This is a genomic window from Thiohalomonas denitrificans (assembly GCF_016841685.1).
Lineage (GTDB): Bacteria > Pseudomonadota > Gammaproteobacteria > Thiohalomonadales > Thiohalomonadaceae > Thiohalomonas > Thiohalomonas denitrificans_A.
Genome location: NZ_JAENYR010000031.1, coordinates 1 through 23249 on the forward strand (window position 1 = coordinate 1; position 23249 = coordinate 23249).

A 23249-nucleotide genomic window follows, 5' to 3' on the forward strand; every position below is an offset into this window, starting at 1 on the left:
TCCTCGCAATGACGGCTAAAGGTTCGTCACCGATTCGGGCCTGCGCAGCAGGGGGGTACGGCTCGCAATGACGGCTGAACGTTCGTCACCGATTCGGGGCCGCGCAGCGGCGGGTACGGCTCGCAATGACGGCTAAAGGTTCGTCACTGATTCGGGCCTGCGCAGCAGGGGGTACGGCTCGCAATGAAAACGGGGGCTGCGGACAGCGTCCTGATCAGCGCTCGATCTCATCGCGCAAGTCACCCAGGGTGCGGTGTAGCGAGTGGCAACGGGCGCACACCGTCACTCCGAGTTCCCCGAGAAGGCGGCCCTGGGCGCTGCGATCCGCCCCCTCCAGCTCGGTATGCAGATTGTTCAACAGGTCGGGCATGCCGCCGAAGATGCGTTCCCTTGGTGCTGAATCGCGATGGCACGACGCACAACTCCCGGATAACCGATCCAGCTCGCTGCGCAGAGTAGCCACTGCCGACTGGGCCTGCCGGGGGAAACCATCCTTGAGCGCAATCTTGACGTGATTCAGTGAACGGCTGATCTCGCGCATCGCCTCGGGGTAGGTGGCGCTGCCATTCTGGCCGTCGGTGACCAGTACCTCACTGTAAGCGGGAGAGCGGTAGAGCGCGGCCGCCGTGGCTTGGTAGTCCGAGTGGCAGCCGTCACAGGTGGTGTCGAGACGACGCAGGGCGGCCCCGGTTTCCGGTTTATCACCAGTGCGAACGGCGATCACCAGCCGTTCCATGGTTTCCGGTTCGACCTCGACCCGCCATTCGGGAACCATCTGCGGAATCTTGGTGTACAGATCGCGAAGGCGCTCACTCCAGCGGATCGCCCTTTCCTGGTCCCCGGACGCGGTATAGTGCTCCACCGCCTGTACCGCTTCGCGCAGACCAAACATGGTATGCAGCCAGACCTGGCGTTCGTTATCAGGCTTGTACCAGTTCGCCAGCGATTCCGGCGGCAAACGGACAACCACCTCCTTCGCACCGGCTGCCGAAACCATCGCCACGATAAGAAAAGAAACCGCCAGTGCCCGCCACCTGTTACTACTCACTGTTCATACCCGCCACTTGTCGCCTGTGATTCATCACTACCAACCCGTCGGAATCGGTGACCGCCTGAAGCCTGTCCGAGAATAGCAAGTCAAAATGTAGGTTGGCGCTGAGGAACGAAGCCCAACAAAATCAGCGTTGGGGTTCGCATAACTCACCCCAACCTACAAAAAACGAACTACTCACCCCCTCCGTCATTCCCTGTCACCCCCGCGCAGGCGGGGGGTAGGCGGGAATCCAGAGAACAGAAGCATGGCTCAAAATGGATCCCCGCCTACGCGGGGATGACGGATTTCCTGGGCCGTGCGCGATCACCCGGGCGAGCAGTTACCAAAAAACGATGTTCTCGGACAGGCTCCTGGCCACCAGGGTAAACGCATACTCATATTTTTGGTGCCGACGAGCGGTTGCCCTGGCCTAGCCACTCGCCACTAGCAACTCGCCACTCATCACTGCTCCTAATGGCTGGTACCTTCCGAGAGCCGGGTCTTGTTCCAGACGTTGTATTTTCCAGAGGGTTTCACCATCGGGATCCGTTTGACCTCCTCCAGGGTCTTTGCATCGTACACCACAATCGCCCCATCCATGTCCCAGATGCTGACCAGGGCGTAACGGCCGTCACGGGTGAATTCGACATGTGCCGCGGTTTTTCCGGGTGCCGGGCGAAGGGTCTTGACGATCTTCAGGCTCTGCTTGTCGATGACGTGCATGGCATCGCGATGCTCGCCGAAAAACACGTCGACCCAGGCGTAGGGAGTGTTCTCGTGGCTGCGCATGAAAAAGCCTGATCCCAGGGTCGGTATCCGCGCGACGCTTTCCCAGCTCTCCATGTCGATAACGCTGACCTCCGCTTCCTTGAGGTTGGGCGTCGCCATCACCGTGCGGCCGCGGTAGTTCCAGGTGATGCCGGAAGAGAGATGCGGCATACCGGGGATTTCCAGCTCGCTGACGACCCGACTGGTATCCAGGTTGACGACCTGGCCGGTCCCCTTGCGGGAGGTGCCGATCACGAATTCGTAGTCCTGGTCGAAGAAGAAGTCATCCAGGTAATCATGCACGGTGATGCGGCGTTTCGGGAACCGGTCGGCAGGCTCCAGGTCGCCCGACTCCTTGCGGTAGTCGTGGGTCCACCCGGCGTAGTCGTTGGGCGGTTCGTCCAGATAACTGATCTCCCAGACCTCGGGGATGTCCTTGAGGGCGGCGACGAAGCTGTTTCGCGGCCGGGCGGTGTAGACGGCGCTGACTCGCGAAGAGGTTCCGTCGCTGCCGACCGCGTCGATCACCCTGACGGGCTCGAGGTTGCGCGCATCGAGGACCACCAGGGTATGGGGGAGGTAGTTGGCCGCCATGATATAGCGGTCATCCGCCGATACAGCGATATTGCGGGTGTTGATGCCTACGCGGATTTCGGCCACTGGCTTGAGATTGTAGATATCGTATTTGGTGATCCAGCCATCCCGGGAAGCAAAGTAGACGAAACGCCCGTCACGGCTGTATTTGGGACCGCCGTGCAGTGCGAAGCGGGTCGGGAAGCGGTGAATGGGCTTGAAACTGTCGCCATCGAGAATGGTGGCGTGGTGGTCTCCGACCTCGACCACGACGAACAGGTTGAGCATGTCGGCCGAAAAAACCGGCGTATCACTCAGCGTGTGGAGCGGATTGTGGACGATATGGCTGTCCCGGATCTCCGCCATGCGCCAGCGCGGTACTTCCGGCAGCGGCGTATAGACATACTCGGCAAGGGAGGCCGTCTCGGCCTCGGACAGCTTGTCCGCGAAGCCCGGCATCTGCGTAGCGGCGCGTCCCTCGGCAATCACCCGGGCGGCGGCTTTCGGCCGCAACCGCTTGAGATTTTCCGGCAGCAGGGCCGGGCCGGTCCCGCCCAGGCGATCGGTACCGTGACAGGCGGCACAATGCTGCTGAAAGAGTTCTTCCGTTCCGGGGTTTTCGCCGGGGAGCGTCTCCGCCCGAACGGCGGAGGCCAGCAGTACGGCTGCGGCCGTGAGCAACAGGCGTTTCAAGGGTTATCCTCCGGCAGCCACCGCTTGCGGGTTGAGGCCGATCTCTTCGTCGGTGAGATAGCAGCCCGGGTCCTCCGACCACCAGTCGCCACTGGTCTGGTGGGCACGCACCCGGGTATTGCCGTTGCAGATGTTCAGCCATTTGCAGGCGCCACAGCGGCCGGTGACCGGCCTGGGGTGCTGTTTGAGACCGGCCATCAGCGGGTCCGAGACATCCTCCCAGACTTCGGAAAAGGGGCGCTCGCGGACGTTTCCCAGTTCGTAGTGCCACCACATGGTGTCCGGATGGATCTTGCCGAGGTTGTCGATGTTGGCCACGTTGACGCCGGTGGCATTCCCCCCCCAGCGTTCGAGCATGGTCTGGATCACGGGCACATAATCCGGATAGCGCTGCCTGACCCAATCCAGCAGGTAGACGCCGTCGGCGTCATTATTGCCGGTGACGAACTCGCGATCTCCCCCCTGCCGGGCATCCTCCCAGGCGGTGGCAAACAACAGGTCCATGGCGTCGCGCGTCATCCGGTGCACCGTATCGTTGCGCCGGTTCTTGTTGCCGCGGCCCGCATAATTGAGGTGTGACAGATAGAACTTGCTGACGTCCTCATCGTTCATGATTTGCAGCAGGCCGGGCAGATCCGCGGCATTGTCCCGGGTGAGAGTGAAGCGCAGACCGACCTTGATGTCGTGCTGCCGGCACAGGCGAATGCCATGCATGGAGGCATCGAAGGCCCCCTTCAGGCGACGAAATTCGTCGTGGGTCTCCCGCAGACCGTCGATGCTGATACCGACGTAGTCATAGCCAACGGCGGCAATGGCGTCGATGTTGCTCTCGTCGATGAGGGTACCGTTGGTCGAGAGCCCGACATAAAAACCCATGGCCTTGGCCCGTTCGGAGAGGGTGAAGATGTCCGGCCGAAGCAGCGGTTCACCACCGGAGAGGATCAGCACGCGAACACCGAAGGCGTAGAGATCCTCCATCACCGTCAGCACTTCTTCCGTGGAGAGTTCACCCTTGAAGTTGGTGTCGGTCGAGATCGAGTAGCAGTGTTTGCAGGTGAGATTACAGCGGCGAATCAGGTTCCAGATCACCACCGGGCCGGGCATCGATCCACGGCTGTGCGGAAGTGTGGGCACGGGGGCCGTAAGTGCCTTCATGAATTGGGAAACTCGAAACATGTCTGTGTCCTGTCGGTTGGCGAAGGCGGGTACCCGATTGATTGAGTACCACAGGGAACCCGGGTGACCTTCGCATGCGGTACCCCGTATGCCGATGGAAATCAGCCGGTAATCCGCAGGCCCGTTTTCTTGAGTATCCGTGTACTGAACAGCACTTCATGGCCGAGGTCATCATCCCCCAGCAGTGCGGCAATCCGGTTCACCTTCTCCTGGACGGCAGCGCGATCGTGACCGTGGACCATGGCAAACAGGTTGTAAGGCCACTCGGGCAGGTGACGGGGCCGGTGGTAACAGTGGCTGACCTCGTCGAGCGCACCGATTTTCTGTCCCCAGTGGCGGATGCGGGCATCGGGGATGTTCCAGACACTCATGCCGTTACCACGGTAGCCGAGTTTGTAGTGGTTGGGAACCGCACCGATGCGGCGAATCACCCCGGCCTCGGCCATGCGCCGGAAGCGCGTCAGTACTTCCTCGACCCGGAGATTCAGCTGATCTGCCAGCTGGTGGTAGGGGCGGGGTGTCAGCGGCAATCCGGACTGGGTGGCCAGTATAATGGCGCGATCGGTATCGTCGAGAGTGTATTCGGCGGTGATGGCTTCAGCTGTATTCATCTCACACCCCGAAGTGAAGGCCGACAAAAAACTCTTCCTGCTTGGGCATGTTATACACCGGATATCCCGTCCGCTGCTCTATCTCCGCAATCACTTCCCCGACGCGCTCGGGAGATTCCGTGGCCAGCACAAACCACATGTTGAGGCGATGGTCACGAGCGTAATTGTGGGCGACCTCCGGAAAGCCGTTGACGCTCTCCGCCACCGACTCGAAATCGGCTGCGGGAATCGCCATGGCCGCCAGCGTCAGTCCCCCTCCCATCTTCTCGGCATGATAGAGCGGGCCGAAGCGGGTCAGGGTACCGTCATCCAACATCCGCTGCAGTCGTGCCAGCAATCCGGCTTCGGTCGTTCCCAGCCGACCGGCAACGTCGGCATAGGGGGTCTCCGAAACCGGGAAACCACGCTGCAGTTCGTTGATGATGCGACGATCCAGCTCGTTCAGCATGATGCCAGCTCCCGCTGCCTGGAGGCGGCGGTGCCGTGGTCGGCAGCATCCGAACGCTGATAGTGCGCCCCCCTCTGCTTGAAACTGCGCCGGCTGAAAAGCAGGCGATGCGGTATTTCCTGCAGGTGGCACTGCTGGACCAGCCATTCGACCTTCTCGATGACCGTGTTCCGATCCCTTCCGTGGATCATGCAGAAAAGATTGTAACGCCACTCGGGCAACCGGCGCGGACGTTGATAGCAGAGCGTAACGAAGTCGTACTGTCCCATGCAGCAGCCCAGTTGCGACACCCTGTCGTCCGGCACGTCCCATACCACCATGGCATTGGCCCGATAACCCAGCCTCCGATGTCGGACAATCACGCCCAGGCGACTGATCACGCCGTTGGTCAACCACTCCCGCAGCCGTCTTATGACTTGCTGTTCGTCCAACCCCACCTGCTCTGCTATCTCCACAAAGGGCCGTGCAACGAGCGGCAGCCCCTGCTGTATGGCGGCGACCAGTCGCCGATCGGACTCGGACTCGATGGCTCCGGCCGGTTTGCCGGGGCCGGGGCCGGGATGAAAAGGTGCCTGCGAAACGGTTGGCAGAGTCGTCTCTGTTTCGCTGTTGCCCGTTTCCCACTGCAGGCGAAAACCCAGGTCGATGTGGTAGGCCTCCAGCATCGGAAGCGAGATGACGGGAAGCCCCGTTCTCATCTCCATGTCGTTCAGAATCTCCTGGAGATGGGGCTCATCCGGTGCGGTAACCACGAACCAGAGATTGATTCGATGTTCGCGCTCGTAGTTGTGGTTGACTTCCGGGTACTGATTAATGAAGTGGGCGACTGCGTCGAGCCGCTCACCGGGTACCGCCATTGCAGCGAGTGTGCTGGTTCCGACGGAATGGGGTCGAAACACCGGACCTACACGGCTGATGCGACCGTCGCGGCTCAGACGGGAAAGGCTTTCCAGGACGCCGACCTCGCTGGCACCTAGCTGCTCGGCAATGCGCTGGAAAGGACGGGGTTCCAGAGGCAGGTTACGCTGGAAATCGTTGAGGAGGTGGCGCTCAAGCGGGTTCAGGGAAGCTTTCTCGATTTCGCTCACGTTCGTTTCTGGAAGTAGCATGGCTTTCCCCTGGTGTCTGCGTTTTCTCAAAGACCGATGCGGTGCGCCCGTGCGGTGAAGAAGATACCGCTGGGCTTGTCCGCCGGTAGATTGGCGATTTCCCGCCGTGTCCTGGTGTCGTAGACCCGGACAACATCTTCATCCCGCACCGACATCCATAGATGTTCACCCCGGGGAGTGAACTCCATGTGCAGGACGCCTTTGCCCGGCTTCAAGGTATCGGCAATCTGCATCGATACGGTATCGATGATCTGAACGGTATCGTTGTCCGGGAATGCGTAATTGACCCAGACCTCGCGCCCGTCGGGCCGTCCCATGACAAACACCGGCTGCCCGTGGACCTTGATGCGGTCGACTTCCTGCCAAGTGTCAACGTCAATGATCAGCACTTCATGACGACCCACTGCCGGTACGAAGGCGTAATCGCCGGCGATCGCCCAGCCCTCCAAGTGCGGCATTTTGTAGACCGGGAGCTTCTGTTCCCCGCGGCCGTAATGGTCGAGAATGCGGCGCACGCCCTGTTCGGGATGCCACAGGTCGAGCATTGCGAGGCCATCCTCTCCAAACAGCCCGGCGATGTAATGGCGCCCATCGGGGGTAATCAGTGCATCGTAGGGTTCCCGGCCGATATCCTTGAAGCGGGTGATCTGCGGCTGGTCCGGCTGACTCAGATCCGCCACCCAGATCTCTCCGGCGTCGAACAGGCTGAAAACGAAACGCTGTCCGGGCGCATCGACCAGCCCGACTACCTTGGAGAGCTGGCCCTCTTCCCCGTAGGTCGCGGGGATATCAGCGACCAGTTCAAGCGTACGGGCGTCGAATACCTTCACGCCCCCCGGCTCGTAGTTGGAGACGGCAACCAGGCTTCCGTCCTGGGATATGGCGCCTCCGATACTGTTGCCGGACTGAATGGTCCGCGCGGTAATGCGGCCACTAAGCATATCGACCTTGGTCAGCCCGCCGTCGCGACCGAACACATAGGCGAAACGTTCATCCCGCGAGTAGACCACCGAGGCGTGAGAGAGATCCCCGAGACCCTTGATGCGTTTCAACAGGGTCTGGTTGGTGGTTTCCACGAGCGTCAGACTGCCCGAAGCGCGCTCCACGACCACACCGAGATCGCCGGTGGCCCGTGGCGCCGCACAGCCCGCCAGCATGACCGTCAGGGCCGTTGCGAGCAGCAGTTGGTCAATTCGCATCGGAGATCCCCTCTTGCAGTCTGCCAACCAGCCAGTCGGCTTCCTCTTCGGAAAGGAAGTCCTGCCATGGCGGCATCGGTGTCCCGGCCCGGCCGATGAGAATCGTAGCACGCAGCATCATCGCCGATTTGTCCTCCAGCTGTTCCGGGAGAAGGGAGGGACCCAGCCCACCCTTTAGCGTCATTCCGTGGCAGGAGCCGCAGTCGTGCTGCAGCAGATGGAGCAACTCGTCCTTGCGGTCGCCCTCCGGTTCAGTGGCCGCTGCGGAAGCGGTCATCAGGAACAGAAGTGCGACGGCGACGGCATACCAACGGCTTCGTCCAGGTTCGGGAGCTATAGCAAGTCTCATATACTTCACTCCTCAACGTTGACCACTCCGGTCATCTCCGGGTGGGGCCCGCACCGGTAGGGAAATTTGCCTGCCTGGTTAAACTGGCGGGATGTACTCTCTCCCGGAAAAAAGTAATCCGACTCCGGTTCGCCCAGTTCTTCGAACCAGACGCTGTGATACTGGCGCTTCTCACGATTGACCCACTCCACGGTGTCACCTTGTTTCACCGTGATCTCCTCGGGGATAAATTGATAACCCTTGATTTCGACACGAACCGTTTCCGCTAGTGACGACCCGGCGATGAGCAGAGAGAGGAGTATCCAGTATCGGAATGCACGCACCATATCTTCCCTCTGGTTGGGTGTTTACTGTCGCTCTTGTTCCGCCTTTTTCCCATGACATGTATCAAGTCAATGAGAGGCGCCCGTCCCTGGGCGCCGATAGCCGGCTACAGCCCGACTGCGTTGATCTCGGCCTGGGGATTGTCAAACCCGATCTTGAAACCTAGCGAAACATGGTGGAAACGGGAATCGCTGTAGTCGTCGTGGATGGCGAAACCGATGTTATAGAGCTGGTCGGAGGCCAGAGACAAGTCGCCAGGGTGGTCGGAATCAAGCTTGCGCTTCATGGTGACTATCCAGAAACCATCCACCTGTTCAGCATTGAATTCCACGCCTTGCCCACCATCCATCACCCGGTCGGACAGGATGTAGCCATCCTCGGAGACGCCGGTGCCGACATTGAAACGGAGCAGATCCATGAAGTTCCCATCGGCAAGCAGTGCCTCAACTTCGTCATCGCTCTTGCGCTTATCCCAGCCACCACGCGGCTCACTGCGAATCGAGATATCCGTCCGCGTTTCGGCGATGTACTTGGTCACCTGTTCACCGTCGGGGGTGTCCGGCATGGAGCGGGCATCGTGGTGACAGGTCCCCCAGCAACCGGCCTGGTCGGCTTGCTCGACATCGTCGTTGGACAGCATCATAGCGAGCTTGATCGGGTTCTCCGGGTCCATCTTGCCGCCATCGACAAAGGGCACCGGTGAGTGGTCGGTCTCGGGAAAGATGAAACGCATGTAGAGATGTTCGCCATCGTGTGCAGCCTGGACATCGACGGGTATGCCCGGGCGCTTGCCGGGAATGGGGGTCTCTTCCGCCTTCTCGCCGCTTACCATCTTCGCACCCATGTCGGCCTCTTCACCTTCATGGCAATCGAGGCAACGGTCACCGGCTTTGTCGTAGACCCGGGCACCACCGTGGCGGCTGCCATTCAGAGCCCACTCCATGGACGTCTGTCCGGGATAGAAAAGCGTGATCTTGCGAGTCGGAACGGCCGCCCAGTCAGGCATTCCCTCGGAGTTACCGGACGATACCGGCGCTGCTGCAGCCGGTGCGGGTGCAGCTGCAGCTACACTGGCACCCTGCTGGCCCTGGCTTTCCTCTTCTGCCAGGAAGGTGACCCATTCGGCCGGCAGGGGGCGGCTGTGAGAGGAGTTGGGCTCTTCCAGCCGAACCAGCTGTTCTTCATCCAGTTGATCGCGGACCGACTTGTGGGCGATACCCTTATGACAGTCGATGCAGGTCTGCCCCTGTTCCATAGCGAAGATGTGCTGATTGCGTGAGCGTTTCTTCTGGCTTGCGGGGTTCATGGTGGACCAGTCGTGGCAATTGCGGCACTCCCGGGAGTCGCTATTTTTCATCCGCTTCCACTCGTTCATCGCAAGCTGGAGGCGTTTGGCCTCGAATTTTTCCGGCGTATTGATGCTGCCGGTCAGCTTTCCCCACAGCTCCTTCGAGGCCTGAATCTTGCGAACCATTTTGTGAACCCATGGGTCGGGGACATGGCAGTCGGAGCAAACGGCGCGGACACCGCTTCGATTATTGTAGTGAATGGTCTCTTTGTACTCCTGGTAGACGGTGTCCTCCATCTCATGACAGGAGATACAGAATTCGAGTGTATTGGTCGCTTCCATGGCGGTATTGAAGCCGCCCCAGAAGAACACACCAATCATCATAAAAAATACGGCGCTTCCGATACTCGCGCCGAAGATAACTTTACGCGACAGCAGCCGCCGCCGATTCTCAAAATGGGCCATCACGCCTTTCTCCTTTCAGCCGAGCAGTAGATTTTCCAAAAAAGCGGCGGGCTGCTCCCTCAGCCCGCCTGTCCGAGTGACTAGAGGTTTGCGATCAGGTCACGTGTTCGGTGCGGTTATGGACATTGAACTTGCCCGTCGGCGCGTAGAGGCCCTTGATGCGATCCTTCTCTTCGAGCGTGTTTGCATCGTAGATCACGATTTCGCCATTGGCCTTTTTACTATCCGACAGGTTCCAGACCGAGACCCATACTTCGCTGCCATCGGCGTTGAACTCCATATGGACGGTAGCCTGACCCTCTTTCGTGGTCGGCCGCAGCGTCTTCACGACTTTGCGGGTCTTCTTGTCGATAACCTTGACCGACTGCTGAACCTCCGGCTCCGGGTGTTTGGTCTGATCCGCCCAGACGTACTTGCTCTTGGGATGGGTACGGATAAACACGCCGGGACCATCGGTATTGACCGTGTAGCAGGTCTTCCAGGCCTGGTCCGGATGCCCGGCCGGGTCGTTGCCCCAGACGGTGACCTTGCCGACACCCAGGTGGGTGGTGCCGCCTACCGGACCGCACTTGGAATCAATCCAGTTGGCGCCCGGACCCGGATGGGGCAGCTTGTCCACGTCTATGATGGCTTCCAGTTTCCGTTCCTTGCTGTCGACCACCACCATCTGGTTGGAGGCGTTCGCCGCGATCTGGAAGTAGCGTCCGGTCGGATCGAAGAAGCCGTCATGCAGGAACTTGGAGGTATTGATCTGCTCGATACGGAGATTGTCGATATCGGTGTAGTCGACCTGCCAAATCTGACCCAGCTCCTTGGCGGCAACCAGCCAGGTCGGCGCATTGGGCGTGGTATAGATAGCAGCGACGCGGGACTCCTCGACATAGTCACCGTCAACATTGATGCCCCGGGTGGAAACGACCTTCAGGGGCTCCATCGTCTTGGCATCGGAGATCACGAAGTGCGGGGGCCAGTAGCCGCCGCCGATCACATACTTTCCGTCGCCGGAGACCGCCACGTCGCGTGCGTCATAGGCGATTTTGTTTTCGGCAACCAGCATGTTCTCGGGCTTCTGCCAGAGATCGATCTTGGTCATCTTGCCGTCGCGACCCTGGGTGTACCAGAAGCGGCCCGGATACTCCGCCTTCTCGACGGTAGAGTGTTCCAGCGCCTTGATGACGTGAACGGCATAGCCGGTCGGAATATGGGTCAGGACCTCCTTGGTGTCACCGTCGATAACAGCCACTTTGCCGACGTCACGCTCAATCACCACGAAGAAGTTCTCCCAGTTGCGGCCGTGCAGCGGCTTGGTGGGATAATCCTCCGGTTTGACGTGGACCTTCCAGTGTTTTTTCATCTGCGCCAGCGACATCTCCGGCGGCTCGGGCACGTCCATCTGGATGTAGGTGGCAAGCAGTTTGATCTCATCCTTGGAAAGGATATTGTCAAAGTTGTTCATGCCACCTTCGGTACCCCAGGTGATGATCTTTTCCAGGCGTTTCTGACCCTTTTCGCGGGTATCCGCGGGTTCGAGGCCCTTGCCCGTGGCCCCCTTGCGAAGAACGCCGTGACAACCGGCGCATTGCTCAAAGTAGACCTGTTTGGCTTTTTCGAAATCAGCCTCGGAAAGCGTGGGCTTAGCGACGGCAGAGCCGGCTACAGCCATACCCATTGCGAGGCTGATTGCAGATAGTGTGAAACGGACTTGCATGGTTATTCCCCTTTTGGTCGTGCTAGTGATAACGGATGGAAATACCCTCTTTTCTGTAGGACAGTTTTAATCCCGTTCTTGATCTCCGGCATTGATCTGCATCAAGGGTCACAAATTTTTTCCGACAACGGTTAAAACAGGAACGAATACAGCATGATGTGGTTGGGTTTTTTTTCCAAGTGGTACGAAAGGTCGGTTAGGCGGCATTGAGTCTGTTTATAACTTCGGATCAAAATTGCTGATTATTACAAACGACCGGCCGAATGATAGCCGTTGGATGTAGGCGCCGAGGAATTGAGAGATCCGTCTGGAGGATTTGACGAGGGGGAAAGGAGAGAAGCAGTTACTCAAAATGAGAAAAACGGCCGTGGCCAGGTTCCCGATCCGGGGGTTCTGCAACGGGATTGACCTGATTGGCCACGACCGCGAAGCGAAGTTCAGGTTAATGGAAAAAGGGGGGCCGAAGCCCCCCTCAATCACCTACACCTATGCGGCAGCAGTCGCTTCCTCATTGGTGATGGTCGAAGGTGCTTCGTTTTTCACCAGGAAACTGGCCAGGTAGAGCAGCAGACCGGTGAGGAACACCAATCCAGCGTACTCACGCATCCAGTAGAACAGGGCGATCTTTTCCTGCACCACCATAAACGCCTGGGGCTCCTCTGCTGCACGCTGCATCCACACCTGCAGAATACCGGCTGCCGTGAGGAACAGGGTGATCGACACCATCGAGATCGTCATCAGCCAGAACGACCACATCTCCATGACCTGTGCCCGCCAGGGAGCAGCGGACTGGTTCCAGCGCAGGTAGGGCATGGCATAGGAGATCATGGTCAGCACGATGAGCACATACGCACCGTAGAAGGCCAGATGACCGTGAGCCGCGGTGATTTGCGAGCCGTGGGTGTAGTAGTTGACCGGAGCGAGCGTATGCAGGAAGCCCCACACGCCGGCGCCCAGGAATGCCACTACTGCAGTGCCCAGCGCCCAGAGTACGGCCGCCTTGTTGGGATGCTGCTTACGACGCTTGTTCACCATGTTGAAGGCGAAGACGGTCATCATGAAGAACGGGATCGGTTCAAGGGCGGAGAAGATCGAGCCCAGGTACTGCCAGTACTCCGGCGTGCCAATCCAGAAATAGTGATGGCCGGTGCCCAGGATACCGGTGATCAGGGCCATGGCGATGATGACGTAGAGCCACTTCTCGATAACCTCGCGGTCGACGCCGGTGGTCTTGATCAGCACGAACGCCAGGATGGAGGCCATGATCAGCTCCCAGACGCCTTCTACCCACAGGTGAACCACCCACCACCAGAACATCTTGTCCAGTACCAGGTTGACCGGGTTATAGAAGGAGAACAGGAACAGCACTGCCAAGCCGGTAAGACCGGTCATCAGAACGATATTGACCACCGTCTTGCGGCCGGTAAGCACGGTCATGCCGACATTGAACAGGAAGCCCAGGGCGACCACCACGATGCCGATCTTGGTAATCGTGGGCTGCTCCAGGAACTCACGTCCCATGGTCGGCAGCAGATCGTTGCCTGTCATCTCGGCCAGCCTGGCGTAGGGTACAGCCAGATAACCAACGATGGTCAGTGCGCCCGCGACCAGGAAGATCCAGAATAGCGCAATGGCCAGTTTGGGACTGAACAGTTCCCGTTCCGCCTCTTCCGGTATCAGGAAGTAAGAGGCGCCCATAAAGCCGAACAGCAGCCAGACGATCAGCAGGTTGGTATGGACCATGCGGGCAACGTTGAACGGGATCTCCGGAAACAGGAAATCCCCCACGACGTACTGCAGGCCCATGATGAGACCGAACACGATTTGCCCCAGGAAAAGACCGAGGGCGGCGATAAAGTAGGGTTTTGCTACGGATTGCGATTGATATTTCATAAGATTCCCCTCTTAGCCCTGGATATTCGGCGGCCAGCCGGCGGCGTTGATTTCCGATGCGTATTTCAGAAAGTCAGCCAGGCCATCCAATTCTTCTTCAGAGAGGTTGAACTGGGGCATGGAGCGGCGCCCGGGAATGCCGTCCGCAGGCCGACCGGCGATGAAGGCCTTGAGGGCCAGCTTGCTCTCGCCGAAGCGGTTATAGACATTGACCAGTTCCGGGGCGAAATAGGCACCCTCTCCCATCAGCGTGTGGCAGCCGAGGCAGTTGTTATCCTCCCAAACCTTTTTGCCGAGTGCGACTGACGGCGTGATATTGTGCCGGTTGTCACGTTCGGGCAGGGTTTGAACGGTATCGAAAGATAGAGCCAGGAACAGGAGAATGAAGAAAACACTTCCCCCCAGATAGATATTCCTGGCCATGCTTTTGGTGAAGGTTTCACTCATGACAGGCCCCCTTCGGGATGATGGACGGTGAAGCTATTAAGCGATATTACCGAGGTTGGTCGCCTTGACCTGAGTCAAAACATCAGGAATCAACACGCTCCGACGACGCTCCGGGCTCTGTCAGGATACCGGGAAGCAGTGCTTGCGCGGTAGTACCTCAGATAGGAGCCGGTGAGCGCGAGGCGTTGGTGAATACCCTTTTGAGGGCAGCGTCGGTTTGCCCCTGCGTATGCAGGGAGCCGGTATAGAGTGCGGCGATAAGATCCGACTGAGTGATCATGCCCACCAGCCGGTAGTCACGGTCGACCACGGGCAGATTATGATAGCCGGCGTCGGAGAGCAGCGGGACCACCTCGGTAATATGCATATCCGAGTCCACGGTGAGTACCGGTCGCGCCATGATGTCGCCAACGCTGCGCGGCCCTTTGGAAGAGACCGGCAGGGTGCGCCGAATGAAGTGCACCAGCCTCTCATCGAACCCACGATAGGTTTTCAGGTCCACTGGCTTCAAGACATCTACCAGTGTCAGGATACCAATGACGTGGCGGGCTTCGTCAATCACCGGGAGGGCCTTTACCTTGTGGTGACGCAACATTGCCCAGGCCTTTTCGACCTCGGTATCGATTCTGGCGGTAATCAGATCCCGCGACATAATGTCTTCACAGGTGATCTCGCCCATGCGGCGCCGATAGGCCTGAGCTCCGGCCATCCGATAGATACGATTGAGATCCTCTTCACTCACATCGAGATAGATGTCGAGATCCATCAAAGCCTGATGGAGATCCCCGTGAGTAATGCCGATGCGATCCAGCGAGGGCGGGTCGTAGCGATCGTGAATGAGGTTCCCGGGCTCGTAGGGCTTGGCCGGATAGCGCCGCCCGAATACGAGGATATTGATCATCATTCCGGCTGCCAGCAGTACCAACACGTTCACGGCTACCGGGGCGATCACGAACGCGAAACCGGCCTCTCTGACCGAATCACCCAGGACCACGGGAAGCAGGGCAGCAGCGCCCCCGGGTGGGTGCAGGGTGTGGGTCAGAAACATCGCCAGAATGGAAAGGGAGACCGCCACGGCCGCCGCCAGCACCGGCTCGGAAATCCAGAGGCAGGCGGCCACGCCGATGGATGCCGATATAAGGTGGGAACCCACCAGCGGCCAGGGTTGGGATAGTGGGCTGCCCGGCAGGGCGAAAGTCAGTACGGCGGAGGCCCCCATGGAGGCCGCGACGAACGGCAGGGCCGACGCCGGCAACATGAAGCTGCTGATGCCGGTGACGGCCAGCATGCCAATGAAGGCGGCGAACGTGCTGCGGACGATCTCGTTGCCGCTGACCTGAACCGGCTCGGGCACAAGATAACGCAACAGCCTGCGGGGGAGCATGGGCATGACTATCCCTTAAGAGGTAACACTTTGTGGTTAGAGGCGAGGCGGGATTGTCCCGGCGCGGAGCGTTGGCCACCTTGATTGAAGTCAATTTTTATCGGATTGTTAAGCTCTTCAGCTGTTCGTACCCGGGGCCGCTCACCAGGTGCTGCTCCGCGATCCCGATCGCAGGCAATAAGAATCGCTCAACTACCCGGAATGGAGTAACCCCTTGGACTCTACCGCTGCAAATGGTCAGTCGCTGAAAAAACTACTCACCGCGGTTTACGCCCTGCAGGCGCTTTCCTTTCTGTTTCCGGTGGCTTTCATCGTCGGCGTGGTGCTCGATTACGTGAAACGCGGCGAGGCAACGGATGCCTGGCTCGCCAGCCATTTTCGCTGGCAGATCCGTACCTTCTGGTTTGCGGTTGTCTGGTCTCTGGTGGGGGGCCTCACCACCGGAATCGGGATCGGCCTGCTCATCCTTTTCGCAACGGCCGTTTGGCTGATTTACCGCATCACCAGGGGCTGGCTGAATCTCTCGGATGGCAAAGCGGTTTAATTCACCACAGCACGCCGGGGAGCCTGCACGGAAGGTGAAGTTGCGAAGCCGGGCGGGCTCTCGCCCGCCCCTGCAAGGTCAGGAATCGAAGCCGGCCTGCTTCAGCAGTTCCCGTGCCTTGACCTCATCCTTCTCCACACCGCGGCCTTCCTGGTACAGCATGCCGAGCGTCGTCAGGGAGCCAATGAGCCCCTGTTCAGCGGCCTTCCGGAACCATTTGACAGCCTCTGCCTCATCCTGCTCCAAACATTCGCCCTCCAGGTACATGAAACCGAGTCCGTGCTGGGCCATGGCGTGGCCCTGTTCGGCGGCCGCCCGCATGTACTCGGCTGCCCTGGCTTCGTTGGGAGAGCCCAGCAGTGAATTCTGGAAGATAATGGCTACCCGGTATTGCGCCTCCGGATCGCCCCCATCGGCGAGCGGAGAGAGCAACTGCATGGCAGTGGCAAAGTGTTTTCCTTCAAAAGCGGCAATGCCGCTGCTCAGATCAAGATTCATGTCTTCGCGCTCGCTGGCATTCATGGGGGTCTCCTGTCAGTCACTCAGATATTCAAGGTCAGCTTTCGGTTCAGGGACGGATTCTACGGCACTGGGTTACCCGGGCGGAGCGTCTGATCCGAAAGATTGCTGACGGTAGCTGCCAATACCCTAGCACGAAAGTCAGGTAATGGGCGAGCGGGACTTGGATCGTCGCGACGGATGCCGGATGATGGGTCAACATCAAATCCACCGCGGAATGGGTATGAAAGCGATGATTCTGGCGGCGGGCCGCGGCGAACGCATGCGGCCGCTGACCGACACCAACCCAAAACCTCTGCTGCGAGCGGGCGGCATGGCTCTCATCGAGTATCAGCTGAAGGCGCTGGCGTGTGCCGGCATCAAGGAATTGGTGATCAATCACGCCCATCTCGGTAGCCATATCGAGGCGGCTCTGGGGGACGGTTCCGATTACGGTATCGCCATCACCTATTCACCCGAGGCCACCGCCCTGGAGACCGGTGGCGGGATCCTCCAGGCGCTGCCTCAGCTGACTCCCGGACCTTTTATCGTGGTCAACGGCGATGTCTGGACCGATTATCCCTTCGAACGCCTGCCCCCGGAGCCAGAGGGCCTTGCTCATCTGGTGCTGGTGGACAATCCCGGCCATCATTGTGAAGGGGACTTCGCCCTGCACGGCAGTCGGGTCATGGCAGAGGGAGCACGCCTTACCTTCTCCGGCATCGGGGTCTACCGCCCGGAACTGTTCGAGGGGTGTGAACCGGGTGCCTTCCCTTTGGGGCCGCTGCTGCGCCGTGCCATAGGAGCGGGTCGGGTCACCGGTGAGCACTACCGCGGCCGATGGATGGATATTGGAACCCCGGAACGACTGGCTGAGCTGGACCGGATCCTGACTGCTGAGATCGAGTCGCCCTGACGGTCGCCCGCCACATTCGGTTAGCTACAGAGCACACAGGTTATCCACAATCATTCTCTTGGCTTCTGTGCTCTCCGTGGCTTCAAGACCCGGTGGTTCCTCTTTCCACCACCCCTTCGGAACGACGACACTGTTTCTGTAGGGAACCAGACTCGACACACCGGAGAAAAACAGGATGGGCCAGGAGATCTCGGGCAGCCGTTTCAAGAAGCACGATTTCGAGGCCTTTAGCCGAAGGCTGAAGACCGAGACACACCTGCTTGAGCGCTGGTTCGCCGAGCAACGGTTTTCGGCCCGTCACGGTACCGTCGGTTTTGAGCTCGAGGCCTGGCTGGTGGATGCCGCGGCCCAGCCGGCGCCGGAAAATGTGCGTTTTCTCCAACGGCTTCCCGATGCACTGGTGACTCCGGAACTGTCGCTGTTCAATATCGAACTGAACAGCACGCCACTGGCCCTCGGTGGTAATGCGCTCGGGGCCATGCATCGGGAACTGAGTGCCAACTGGCTCCGCTGCCGGGAAGCCGCCGCCGCCATGGGATTGCGACTGGCGATGATCGGCATCCTGCCCACCGTGCGGGACGAGGTGCTGACTCTGGCCAATATGTCACTCCTGTCGCGCTACAAGGCACTTAATGAACAGGTCATGCGCCTGCGTGGCGGCCGCGCCCTGGTTCTCGAGATCCAGGGACGGGAGCATCTGCGAACCGAACACCACGATGTCATGCTGGAAGCGGCCACCACCTCCTTTCAGATCCATTTGCAGGTGGCGCAGGGCAAGGCCGCGCGCTACTTCAATGTGGCAACTATCCTTTCGGCGCCGATGGTGGCGGTAAGCGCCAATTCGCCGCTGCTGTTTGGACGGCGCCTTTGGCAGGAGTCGCGCATTCCCCTGTTCGAACAGGCGGTGGACATCGGAGGCATCGAAGGGGCCGCGTTCGGGCCCCTGAAGCGCGTGACTTTCGGCTCCGGCTATGTCCGCGAATCGATGTTCGAGTTGTTTCACGAGAATCTGGAGCACTATCCGATGCTGCTGCCGGTCGAACTGGACGAGCAGCCGGAGACGCTCAGCCATCTGCGCCTGCAAAACGGCACGATCTGGCGCTGGAACCGGCCACTGGTAGGGTTTGACGAAGATGGAACACCACACCTTCGCATCGAGCACCGGGTAGTCCCGGCGGGGCCGAGTGTGATCGACAGCATCGCCAATGCCGCGCTGTTTTTCGGATTGATGACCGCCATCGCCGAGCAAGAGCGGGGCGTGGAGGTGAAGCTGGATTTCGCCAGGGCGCGCGATAATTTCTACAACGCCGCAAAACACAGTCTCGATGCCTCTATCGTGTGGCTGGATGGCAGGAACTGGAACCTTCAGGAGCTGTTCCGTCGCCGTCTGCTACCTATGGCGAGGGAGGGGCTGGAGGAGTTGAGCTGCGCAGCGGGCGATATCGACCGTTACCTGGGCATTATCGACGAACGGGGCCGCACCGGCCGTACCGGAGCCGCCTGGCAGGGCGACTATGTCGAGCAGACCGGCAGCGATATGGCAAAGCTGCTGGAGCGTTATCTGGAACTCCAGGACAGCGGGATGCCCGTGCATGAGTGGCCCATCTAAGCCCGAATTATTCACCGCAAAGACGCGAAGGACGCAAAGCGTTGATTACAATGCATCTAGCAGCCTGTCCGAGAATAGACTGACCTGCTGCGGCCAAGCCTGATTGGCCAGATTTCCCGCTCATTGTCGTTAAAGAGAACCACTATTCGCCTCAAATGACCGAAAAATCTGACTCAATCCGTCTTGCCCTCGTGACGGTCGCTATTCTCGGACAGGCTCCCAGCATTATCGCCGCGGTTCTGCCGTTTCCGTTGTTTTCGGTTATGCATGCCGATAAGCAATAGAATTCTTTGCGCTCTTGGCGGCTTTGTGGTGAATTCGGGAATTTTCCGGGTCTAAATGCAGGAAGAGAGAATGCAGGAACCGAAGCTGGTGCAATTGGAGGGTCTACCCGATGGGCTGTTGAGCCGGCCGGCATCCCGGCTGCACGAAGTCCTGGAGGGGCCGACACTGATTCACCTCCCGGGACGGCGTGACGACCCGCTGGTGGTGACGGTGCTGCTGCACGGCAATGAAGATACCGGTTGGGAGGCGGTGCGAGCCCTGCTGGATGAATATGCGGGACACGTGCTGCCGCGACCGCTGACGCTGTTCGTAGGCAATGTCGCTGCCGCCCGATATGGCCTGCGGCACCTGGAGGGACAACCCGACTTCAATCGCATCTGGAAGGAGGGCGACGGCCCCGAACACCGCCTGGCCGCGGCGGTACTGGATGCCGTTGGCCGGCGCCGCCCCTTCGCCAGTATCGACGTCCACAACAATACCGGTCTCAACCCCCACTACGGTTGCATCAACCGCCTCGATCACCACTATCTGCACCTGGCCACCCTGTTCAGCCGCACGGTGGTCTATTTCATCCGTCCCGACGCGGTCCAGTCCATGGCCATGGCCCGACTCTGTCCGGCGGTAACGGTGGAGTGCGGCAAGCCGGGGCAGGCCGCCAATACCGGCCATGTGTTCGAGTATCTCGATGCAGTGCTCAACATGGCGGCACTGCCGGATCATCCGGTGGCACCCCACGACTACGACCTGTTCCATACAGTGGCTACCGTCAAGGTCCCCGAGGACGTCTCCTTCAGCTTCCGGGATGCCGGCGCGCAACTGCTGTTCGAGCCCGACCTGGACGAACTCAATTTTCGTGAACTACCCGCCGGGACCACGCTCGCGTACGCCAACGGAGCCGGTGCCCGGGTGGAGGCAAGAAGCGAAGCGGGGGAGCCGGTCACCGAGCATTTCTTCACCGTGACAGAGGGCGAACTGCGTACCCGTCTGCCGGTCATGCCGTCGATGCTGACCCTCGACGAGTGCGTGATCCGGCAGGACTGCCTCTGCTATCTGATGGAGCGCCTGCCGCCCATCGCCGCCCCCGAGTCGTAGGGTGCATTCTTGATATGCCACCGTCTTTTAATAGAGCCGATCAATTTACAGAGTGCACCCACCATTGTCGGGGCACAGTCCAATGCACCGCTCGGTGGTGGTCGGAGTCGGCGCATTTGGATGTGCCCCACACGGGTATGGAGCATTCCGCACGGTAATCGCCTTTGTGGAACGAAGGTGGCATCCCAAGAATGCGCCCTACGCGGACACCAAACCGCGCCGTTCTCGGTGGTCTCAGTGGCCTGGCTGCCGTCTGCGCCCCGGCCTGTGGGTCGGGCTTCAGCCCGTCATGGCATCTTTAACGGCCACACCCGATAAAACCGGGCGAGCTGTTCGAAGACGTCAGGATAGGCCCCGGCCAATACTTCCGGAATCTCGAAGAAGGCCTCGGTGGCGACGGCGAAGAATTCCTCGGGAGTTTCGGCGGCGTAGGGGTCCAGCGGAGTCTCATGGCCCGCGTCGAGTTTCTGATTGATGTCCTCGAATGCCCGGGTAAAGGCGCGGGTCCACGCTTCACGCGGCATATCACCATGCAGGGGAGGAAAACCATCGGCGACGCCGTTCAGGGCATCGAGTTTGTGGGCGACCTCATGAAGAATCACGTTATAGCCGTCCCGCCGACGGCCGGCGTCCACGTCCGTGGAGGAGATAATCAGCGGACCGCGGTCCCAAGACTCACCACTGCGTGCCTCTCTGATGCGATGAACCACACCAGCGCTGTCCATTTCCTCGTGATCCACTACGAAGGCGTCGGGATAAATAATCACCGACGCCCAGCCGCGCAGCCAATCAAAATCGAGATTGAGGATCGGCAGGCACGCCTGCAGGGCAATGCGACGGGCCGCCTCACTGTCCAGAACCAGCCCCTGGACACTCTCAAGGGATTTCTCATGAAGGAAGAGCGTCGCCCACTCACGCAGACGACGTCGCTCGTCATCCGTCAGGCCTTCGAGCAGCGGAAGCGATTCTTCCGCCTGCTTCCATTCTTCTTGGGAAACCGCCGAGCCGGCCAGGATACGGCGGCGGCGCCAATACTTGAAGCTCCACACCCGGTCACCCCCGCTGGAAAAATGGTGCGACCCGTTCCTGAAGGAACCCGTGTAATTCCATCAATTCGGGGTAGCGTGAACTCTCGTCGAGCAAATAGCGAAGGGTGAGTGGCATGTCGTCCAGGTAGGCGGCCTTGCCGTCGCGGTGGTGGAGACGGGCGAAGATCCCCAGCACCTTGAGGTGGCGCTGCGCCCCCATCAGGTCAAACCAGCGCAGGAAGGCCTGCTCTCCCGGTCGACGCAGAATGCCCGAGTCCAGAAGAAGATCGTGATAGCCCCGCACCCAGGCCTCCACCCGCTCCCGGGGCCATTCGATGTAGGCGTCCCGCAGCAGTGAAACCAGGTCGTAGCTCACCGGACCGACGACGGCATCCTGGAAATCCAGGATGCCGGGATTATGCGGCGCCACCATCAGGTTTCGGGAGTGGAAGTCCCGATGCACCGGTACCTGTGGCTGCTCGAGTGCGGCCGCAATCAGCCGCTCGAAACTTTCATCGAGCATCCGCTGTTCCGATTCCGTCAGGTCTAACCGGAGGTGGCACCCCAGGAACCAGTCTCGAAACAGCTCCATTTCGCGCAGGAGAAGTTCTCTATCATAGACCGGAAGCTCCTTCGGCCCCGGCCCACAGGTCTGAAGTACCACCAGGGCCCCCAGGGCGTCGCCATAAAGACGATCGACACTGTCGTCATCGAGCTCGGCAAGGTATTGACGCCCTCCCAGATCGCCGATCAACAGAAATCCCTCCTCGGCGTTCTCCTCTTCGATAGCAGGGACATTGAGACCGGCGCTTCGCAACCACCGTGCGATACGAACGAAAGGTCGCACATCCTCTTTTCCAGGCGGGGCATCCATGACGATGCGCGACTCGCCATTGAACACAATGCGGAAATAGCGACGAAAGCTGGCATCCGCGGAGGCGGGCGTCAGTTCAAAAGACGGCAGCCCCACATCGTGCCTGAGCCAGCGGGTAAGCTGTTCCACGCGTTTGGGCATGGCGTCTCCGTGTGGTGGAATGGGTTTCACCCATTATACCGGCGACCCTCCGGCCGGGGATAGCGTCAGAAGCCGACCGGCAATGAGCGCCCTGGCCCTCATGTGTACTCCTCCGCCACCAGCAGTCGCCCGTCGCGCAGCCGCCGCACGGTGTCGAAGCCGGCAATCATGCGTTCGTCGTGGGTAACCGTGATGACGGCCGAATTACGTTCCCGGGCGATGCGCTTGAGCAACTCCATGACCCGGCCGCCGCGTTCGGTATCGAGGGAGGCGGTAGGCTCGTCGGCAAGAATGAGCGGCGGCTCGTTGGCCAGGGCCCGCCCGATGGCGACCCGCTGCTGCTCGCCGCCGGAGAGATTGCCCGGCAGCGCGTTGGCGCGGTGGGTGACCTCCAGATAGTCCAGCAGCTCATCGGCCCGCTGCCGGGCCGACCGTCGGCCCACCCCGTTCAGCTCCAGGGCCAGAACGATGTTATCGCGGGCGCTGAGGAAAGGGATCAGATTATGGCCCTGAAAGATGAAGCCGATCTTCTCCCGCCGCAGGCGGCGCGACTCCCGGTGCGCCCAGCCTTCGGCGTAGACCGTCTGGCCGTCGATCTCGATGCTGCCGGCGGTCGGCGCCAGGATTAGGCTGATGCACAGCAGCAGGGTGCTCTTGCCTGACCCGCTAGGCCCGAGCAGGGCCATCAGCTCGCCCGCTTCGACGGCGAAGTCGATCTCCTCCAGAGCAGTCACCGCAAGCTCGCCGCTGCCGAAGACGTGCTTGAGGTGGTTCACGCGCAGGATCGTCATGCG

Annotated in this window: 22 protein-coding genes; 4 read left to right on the top strand and 18 right to left on the bottom strand. The window is 60.1% G+C overall.

Going from position 1 to position 23249, the window contains the following annotated elements:
* Window positions 1-214: 214 nt before the first annotated feature.
* The 14 genes from Q7L05_RS08505 to Q7L05_RS08570 all read right to left on the bottom strand — a co-directional run bounded on the left by Q7L05_RS08505 (window position 215) and on the right by Q7L05_RS08570 (window position 15474).
* The gene (locus tag Q7L05_RS08505) at window positions 215-1048 is read right to left on the bottom strand and encodes a hypothetical protein (protein ID WP_303904819.1); all 834 of its coding nucleotides are present in this window, start codon (window positions 1046-1048) and stop codon (window positions 215-217) included.
* 456 nt (window positions 1049-1504) lie between these two features.
* The gene (locus Q7L05_RS08510; protein WP_303904822.1) at window positions 1505-3067 is read right to left on the bottom strand and encodes a cytochrome D1 domain-containing protein; all 1563 of its coding nucleotides are present in this window, start codon (window positions 3065-3067) and stop codon (window positions 1505-1507) included.
* Between the two features lie 3 nt (window positions 3068-3070).
* The gene (gene nirJ / locus Q7L05_RS08515) at window positions 3071-4243 is read right to left on the bottom strand and encodes a heme d1 biosynthesis radical SAM protein NirJ (protein WP_303904825.1); all 1173 of its coding nucleotides are present in this window, start codon (window positions 4241-4243) and stop codon (window positions 3071-3073) included.
* 101 nt (window positions 4244-4344) lie between these two features.
* Entirely contained in the window at window positions 4345-4854 is a 510-nt protein-coding gene (ahbB, locus tag Q7L05_RS08520; protein ID WP_303904828.1) for a siroheme decarboxylase subunit beta, read from the bottom strand.
* Window position 4855: 1 nt separating this feature from the next.
* On the bottom strand, window positions 4856-5302 hold the full coding sequence (locus Q7L05_RS08525) for an Lrp/AsnC family transcriptional regulator (protein ID WP_303904831.1): 447 nt from the start codon (window positions 5300-5302) through the stop codon (window positions 4856-4858).
* Window positions 5296-6390: a siroheme decarboxylase subunit beta gene (gene ahbB / locus Q7L05_RS08530; RefSeq protein ID WP_303904834.1), complete on the bottom strand. Its 1095-nt coding sequence runs from the start codon at window positions 6388-6390 to the stop codon at window positions 5296-5298. The genes Q7L05_RS08525 and ahbB (Q7L05_RS08530) overlap by 7 nt, the downstream gene beginning before the upstream one ends.
* Before the next feature lie 47 nt (window positions 6391-6437).
* Complete coding sequence (locus Q7L05_RS08535) at window positions 6438-7610, bottom strand: cytochrome D1 domain-containing protein (protein ID WP_303904837.1); 1173 nt, start codon at window positions 7608-7610, stop codon at window positions 6438-6440.
* Entirely contained in the window at window positions 7600-7959 is a 360-nt protein-coding gene (locus tag Q7L05_RS08540; protein WP_303904840.1) for a c-type cytochrome, read from the bottom strand. Before Q7L05_RS08540 ends, Q7L05_RS08535 begins: the two co-directional genes overlap by 11 nt.
* 5 nt (window positions 7960-7964) lie before the next feature.
* A complete protein-coding gene (locus tag Q7L05_RS08545; protein WP_303904843.1) occupies window positions 7965-8285 on the bottom strand; it encodes a plastocyanin/azurin family copper-binding protein in 321 nt (106 codons plus the stop codon).
* A 104-nt stretch (window positions 8286-8389) separates the two neighbouring features.
* The gene (locus tag Q7L05_RS08550) at window positions 8390-10036 is read right to left on the bottom strand and encodes a NapC/NirT family cytochrome c (protein ID WP_303904846.1); all 1647 of its coding nucleotides are present in this window, start codon (window positions 10034-10036) and stop codon (window positions 8390-8392) included.
* Window positions 10037-10130: 94 nt separating this feature from the next.
* Window positions 10131-11705, bottom strand: a complete 1575-nt coding sequence (locus Q7L05_RS08555; protein WP_317623110.1) for a cytochrome D1 domain-containing protein — start codon at window positions 11703-11705, stop codon at window positions 10131-10133.
* Between the two features lie 525 nt (window positions 11706-12230).
* A complete protein-coding gene (locus tag Q7L05_RS08560; RefSeq protein ID WP_303904852.1) occupies window positions 12231-13637 on the bottom strand; it encodes a cbb3-type cytochrome c oxidase subunit I in 1407 nt (468 codons plus the stop codon).
* A 12-nt stretch (window positions 13638-13649) separates the two neighbouring features.
* Window positions 13650-14084, bottom strand: a complete 435-nt coding sequence (locus Q7L05_RS08565) for a c-type cytochrome (RefSeq protein WP_303904856.1) — start codon at window positions 14082-14084, stop codon at window positions 13650-13652.
* A 157-nt stretch (window positions 14085-14241) separates the two neighbouring features.
* Window positions 14242-15474, bottom strand: a complete 1233-nt coding sequence (locus Q7L05_RS08570; protein ID WP_303904858.1) for an HPP family protein — start codon at window positions 15472-15474, stop codon at window positions 14242-14244.
* Window positions 15475-15682: 208 nt separating this feature from the next.
* On the opposite strand from Q7L05_RS08570, the gene Q7L05_RS08575 reads away from it, so the two are divergent.
* On the top strand, window positions 15683-16012 hold the full coding sequence (locus Q7L05_RS08575; protein ID WP_303904861.1) for a DUF4870 family protein: 330 nt from the start codon (window positions 15683-15685) through the stop codon (window positions 16010-16012).
* A 78-nt stretch (window positions 16013-16090) separates the two neighbouring features.
* Here the strand turns inward: Q7L05_RS08575 and Q7L05_RS08580 are convergent, their stop codons facing one another.
* Entirely contained in the window at window positions 16091-16534 is a 444-nt protein-coding gene (locus tag Q7L05_RS08580) for a tetratricopeptide repeat protein (RefSeq protein WP_303904864.1), read from the bottom strand.
* Between the two features lie 220 nt (window positions 16535-16754).
* On the opposite strand from Q7L05_RS08580, the gene murU reads away from it, so the two are divergent.
* From murU to Q7L05_RS08595, 3 genes are all read left to right on the top strand, one after another.
* A complete protein-coding gene (gene murU, locus Q7L05_RS08585) occupies window positions 16755-17426 on the top strand; it encodes an N-acetylmuramate alpha-1-phosphate uridylyltransferase MurU (protein WP_303904867.1) in 672 nt (223 codons plus the stop codon).
* A gap of 175 nt (window positions 17427-17601) precedes the next feature.
* Window positions 17602-19035: a glutamate-cysteine ligase family protein gene (locus tag Q7L05_RS08590; RefSeq protein WP_303904870.1), complete on the top strand. Its 1434-nt coding sequence runs from the start codon at window positions 17602-17604 to the stop codon at window positions 19033-19035.
* 354 nt (window positions 19036-19389) lie between these two features.
* Window positions 19390-20412: a M14 family metallopeptidase gene (locus tag Q7L05_RS08595; protein WP_303904873.1), complete on the top strand. Its 1023-nt coding sequence runs from the start codon at window positions 19390-19392 to the stop codon at window positions 20410-20412.
* A 287-nt stretch (window positions 20413-20699) separates the two neighbouring features.
* Here the strand turns inward: Q7L05_RS08595 and Q7L05_RS08600 are convergent, their stop codons facing one another.
* The 3 genes from Q7L05_RS08600 to Q7L05_RS08610 all read right to left on the bottom strand — a co-directional run bounded on the left by Q7L05_RS08600 (window position 20700) and on the right by Q7L05_RS08610 (window position 23246).
* Complete coding sequence (locus Q7L05_RS08600; RefSeq protein WP_303904876.1) at window positions 20700-21461, bottom strand: zinc-dependent peptidase; 762 nt, start codon at window positions 21459-21461, stop codon at window positions 20700-20702.
* Window positions 21462-21465: 4 nt separating this feature from the next.
* Entirely contained in the window at window positions 21466-22455 is a 990-nt protein-coding gene (locus tag Q7L05_RS08605) for an aminoglycoside phosphotransferase family protein (protein ID WP_303904878.1), read from the bottom strand.
* A 98-nt stretch (window positions 22456-22553) separates the two neighbouring features.
* Window positions 22554-23246, bottom strand: coding sequence for an ABC transporter ATP-binding protein (locus Q7L05_RS08610; RefSeq protein WP_303904881.1), 693 nt, complete (start codon window positions 23244-23246; stop codon window positions 22554-22556).
* Between the last annotated feature and the right edge of the window lie 3 nt (window positions 23247-23249).

What these genes read in the sequence shown, in the direction of transcription:
- nirJ (WP_303904825.1), bottom strand. Translation starts at nt 4,243, where the DNA reads ATGTTTCGAGTTTCCCAATTCATGAAGGCACTTACGGCCCCCGTGCCC.
- ahbB (WP_303904828.1), bottom strand. Translation starts at nt 4,854, where the DNA reads ATGAATACAGCTGAAGCCATCACCGCCGAATACACTCTCGACGATACC.
- Q7L05_RS08525 (WP_303904831.1), bottom strand. Translation starts at nt 5,302, where the DNA reads ATGCTGAACGAGCTGGATCGTCGCATCATCAACGAACTGCAGCGTGGT.
- Q7L05_RS08535 (WP_303904837.1), bottom strand. Translation starts at nt 7,610, where the DNA reads ATGCGAATTGACCAACTGCTGCTCGCAACGGCCCTGACGGTCATGCTG.
- Q7L05_RS08540 (WP_303904840.1), bottom strand. Translation starts at nt 7,959, where the DNA reads ATGAGACTTGCTATAGCTCCCGAACCTGGACGAAGCCGTTGGTATGCC.
- Q7L05_RS08545 (WP_303904843.1), bottom strand. Translation starts at nt 8,285, where the DNA reads ATGGTGCGTGCATTCCGATACTGGATACTCCTCTCTCTGCTCATCGCC.
- Q7L05_RS08550 (WP_303904846.1), bottom strand. Translation starts at nt 10,036, where the DNA reads ATGGCCCATTTTGAGAATCGGCGGCGGCTGCTGTCGCGTAAAGTTATC.
- Q7L05_RS08555 (WP_317623110.1), bottom strand. Translation starts at nt 11,705, where the DNA reads ATGGGTATGGCTGTAGCCGGCTCTGCCGTCGCTAAGCCCACGCTTTCC.
- Q7L05_RS08560 (WP_303904852.1), bottom strand. Translation starts at nt 13,637, where the DNA reads ATGAAATATCAATCGCAATCCGTAGCAAAACCCTACTTTATCGCCGCC.
- Q7L05_RS08565 (WP_303904856.1), bottom strand. Translation starts at nt 14,084, where the DNA reads ATGAGTGAAACCTTCACCAAAAGCATGGCCAGGAATATCTATCTGGGG.
- Q7L05_RS08570 (WP_303904858.1), bottom strand. Translation starts at nt 15,474, where the DNA reads ATGCCCATGCTCCCCCGCAGGCTGTTGCGTTATCTTGTGCCCGAGCCG.
- Q7L05_RS08580 (WP_303904864.1), bottom strand. Translation starts at nt 16,534, where the DNA reads ATGAATGCCAGCGAGCGCGAAGACATGAATCTTGATCTGAGCAGCGGC.
- murU (WP_303904867.1), top strand. Translation starts at nt 16,755, where the DNA reads ATGAAAGCGATGATTCTGGCGGCGGGCCGCGGCGAACGCATGCGGCCG.
- Q7L05_RS08590 (WP_303904870.1), top strand. Translation starts at nt 17,602, where the DNA reads ATGGGCCAGGAGATCTCGGGCAGCCGTTTCAAGAAGCACGATTTCGAG.
- Q7L05_RS08595 (WP_303904873.1), top strand. Translation starts at nt 19,390, where the DNA reads ATGCAGGAACCGAAGCTGGTGCAATTGGAGGGTCTACCCGATGGGCTG.
- Q7L05_RS08605 (WP_303904878.1), bottom strand. Translation starts at nt 22,455, where the DNA reads ATGCCCAAACGCGTGGAACAGCTTACCCGCTGGCTCAGGCACGATGTG.
- Q7L05_RS08610 (WP_303904881.1), bottom strand. Translation starts at nt 23,246, where the DNA reads ATGACGATCCTGCGCGTGAACCACCTCAAGCACGTCTTCGGCAGCGGC.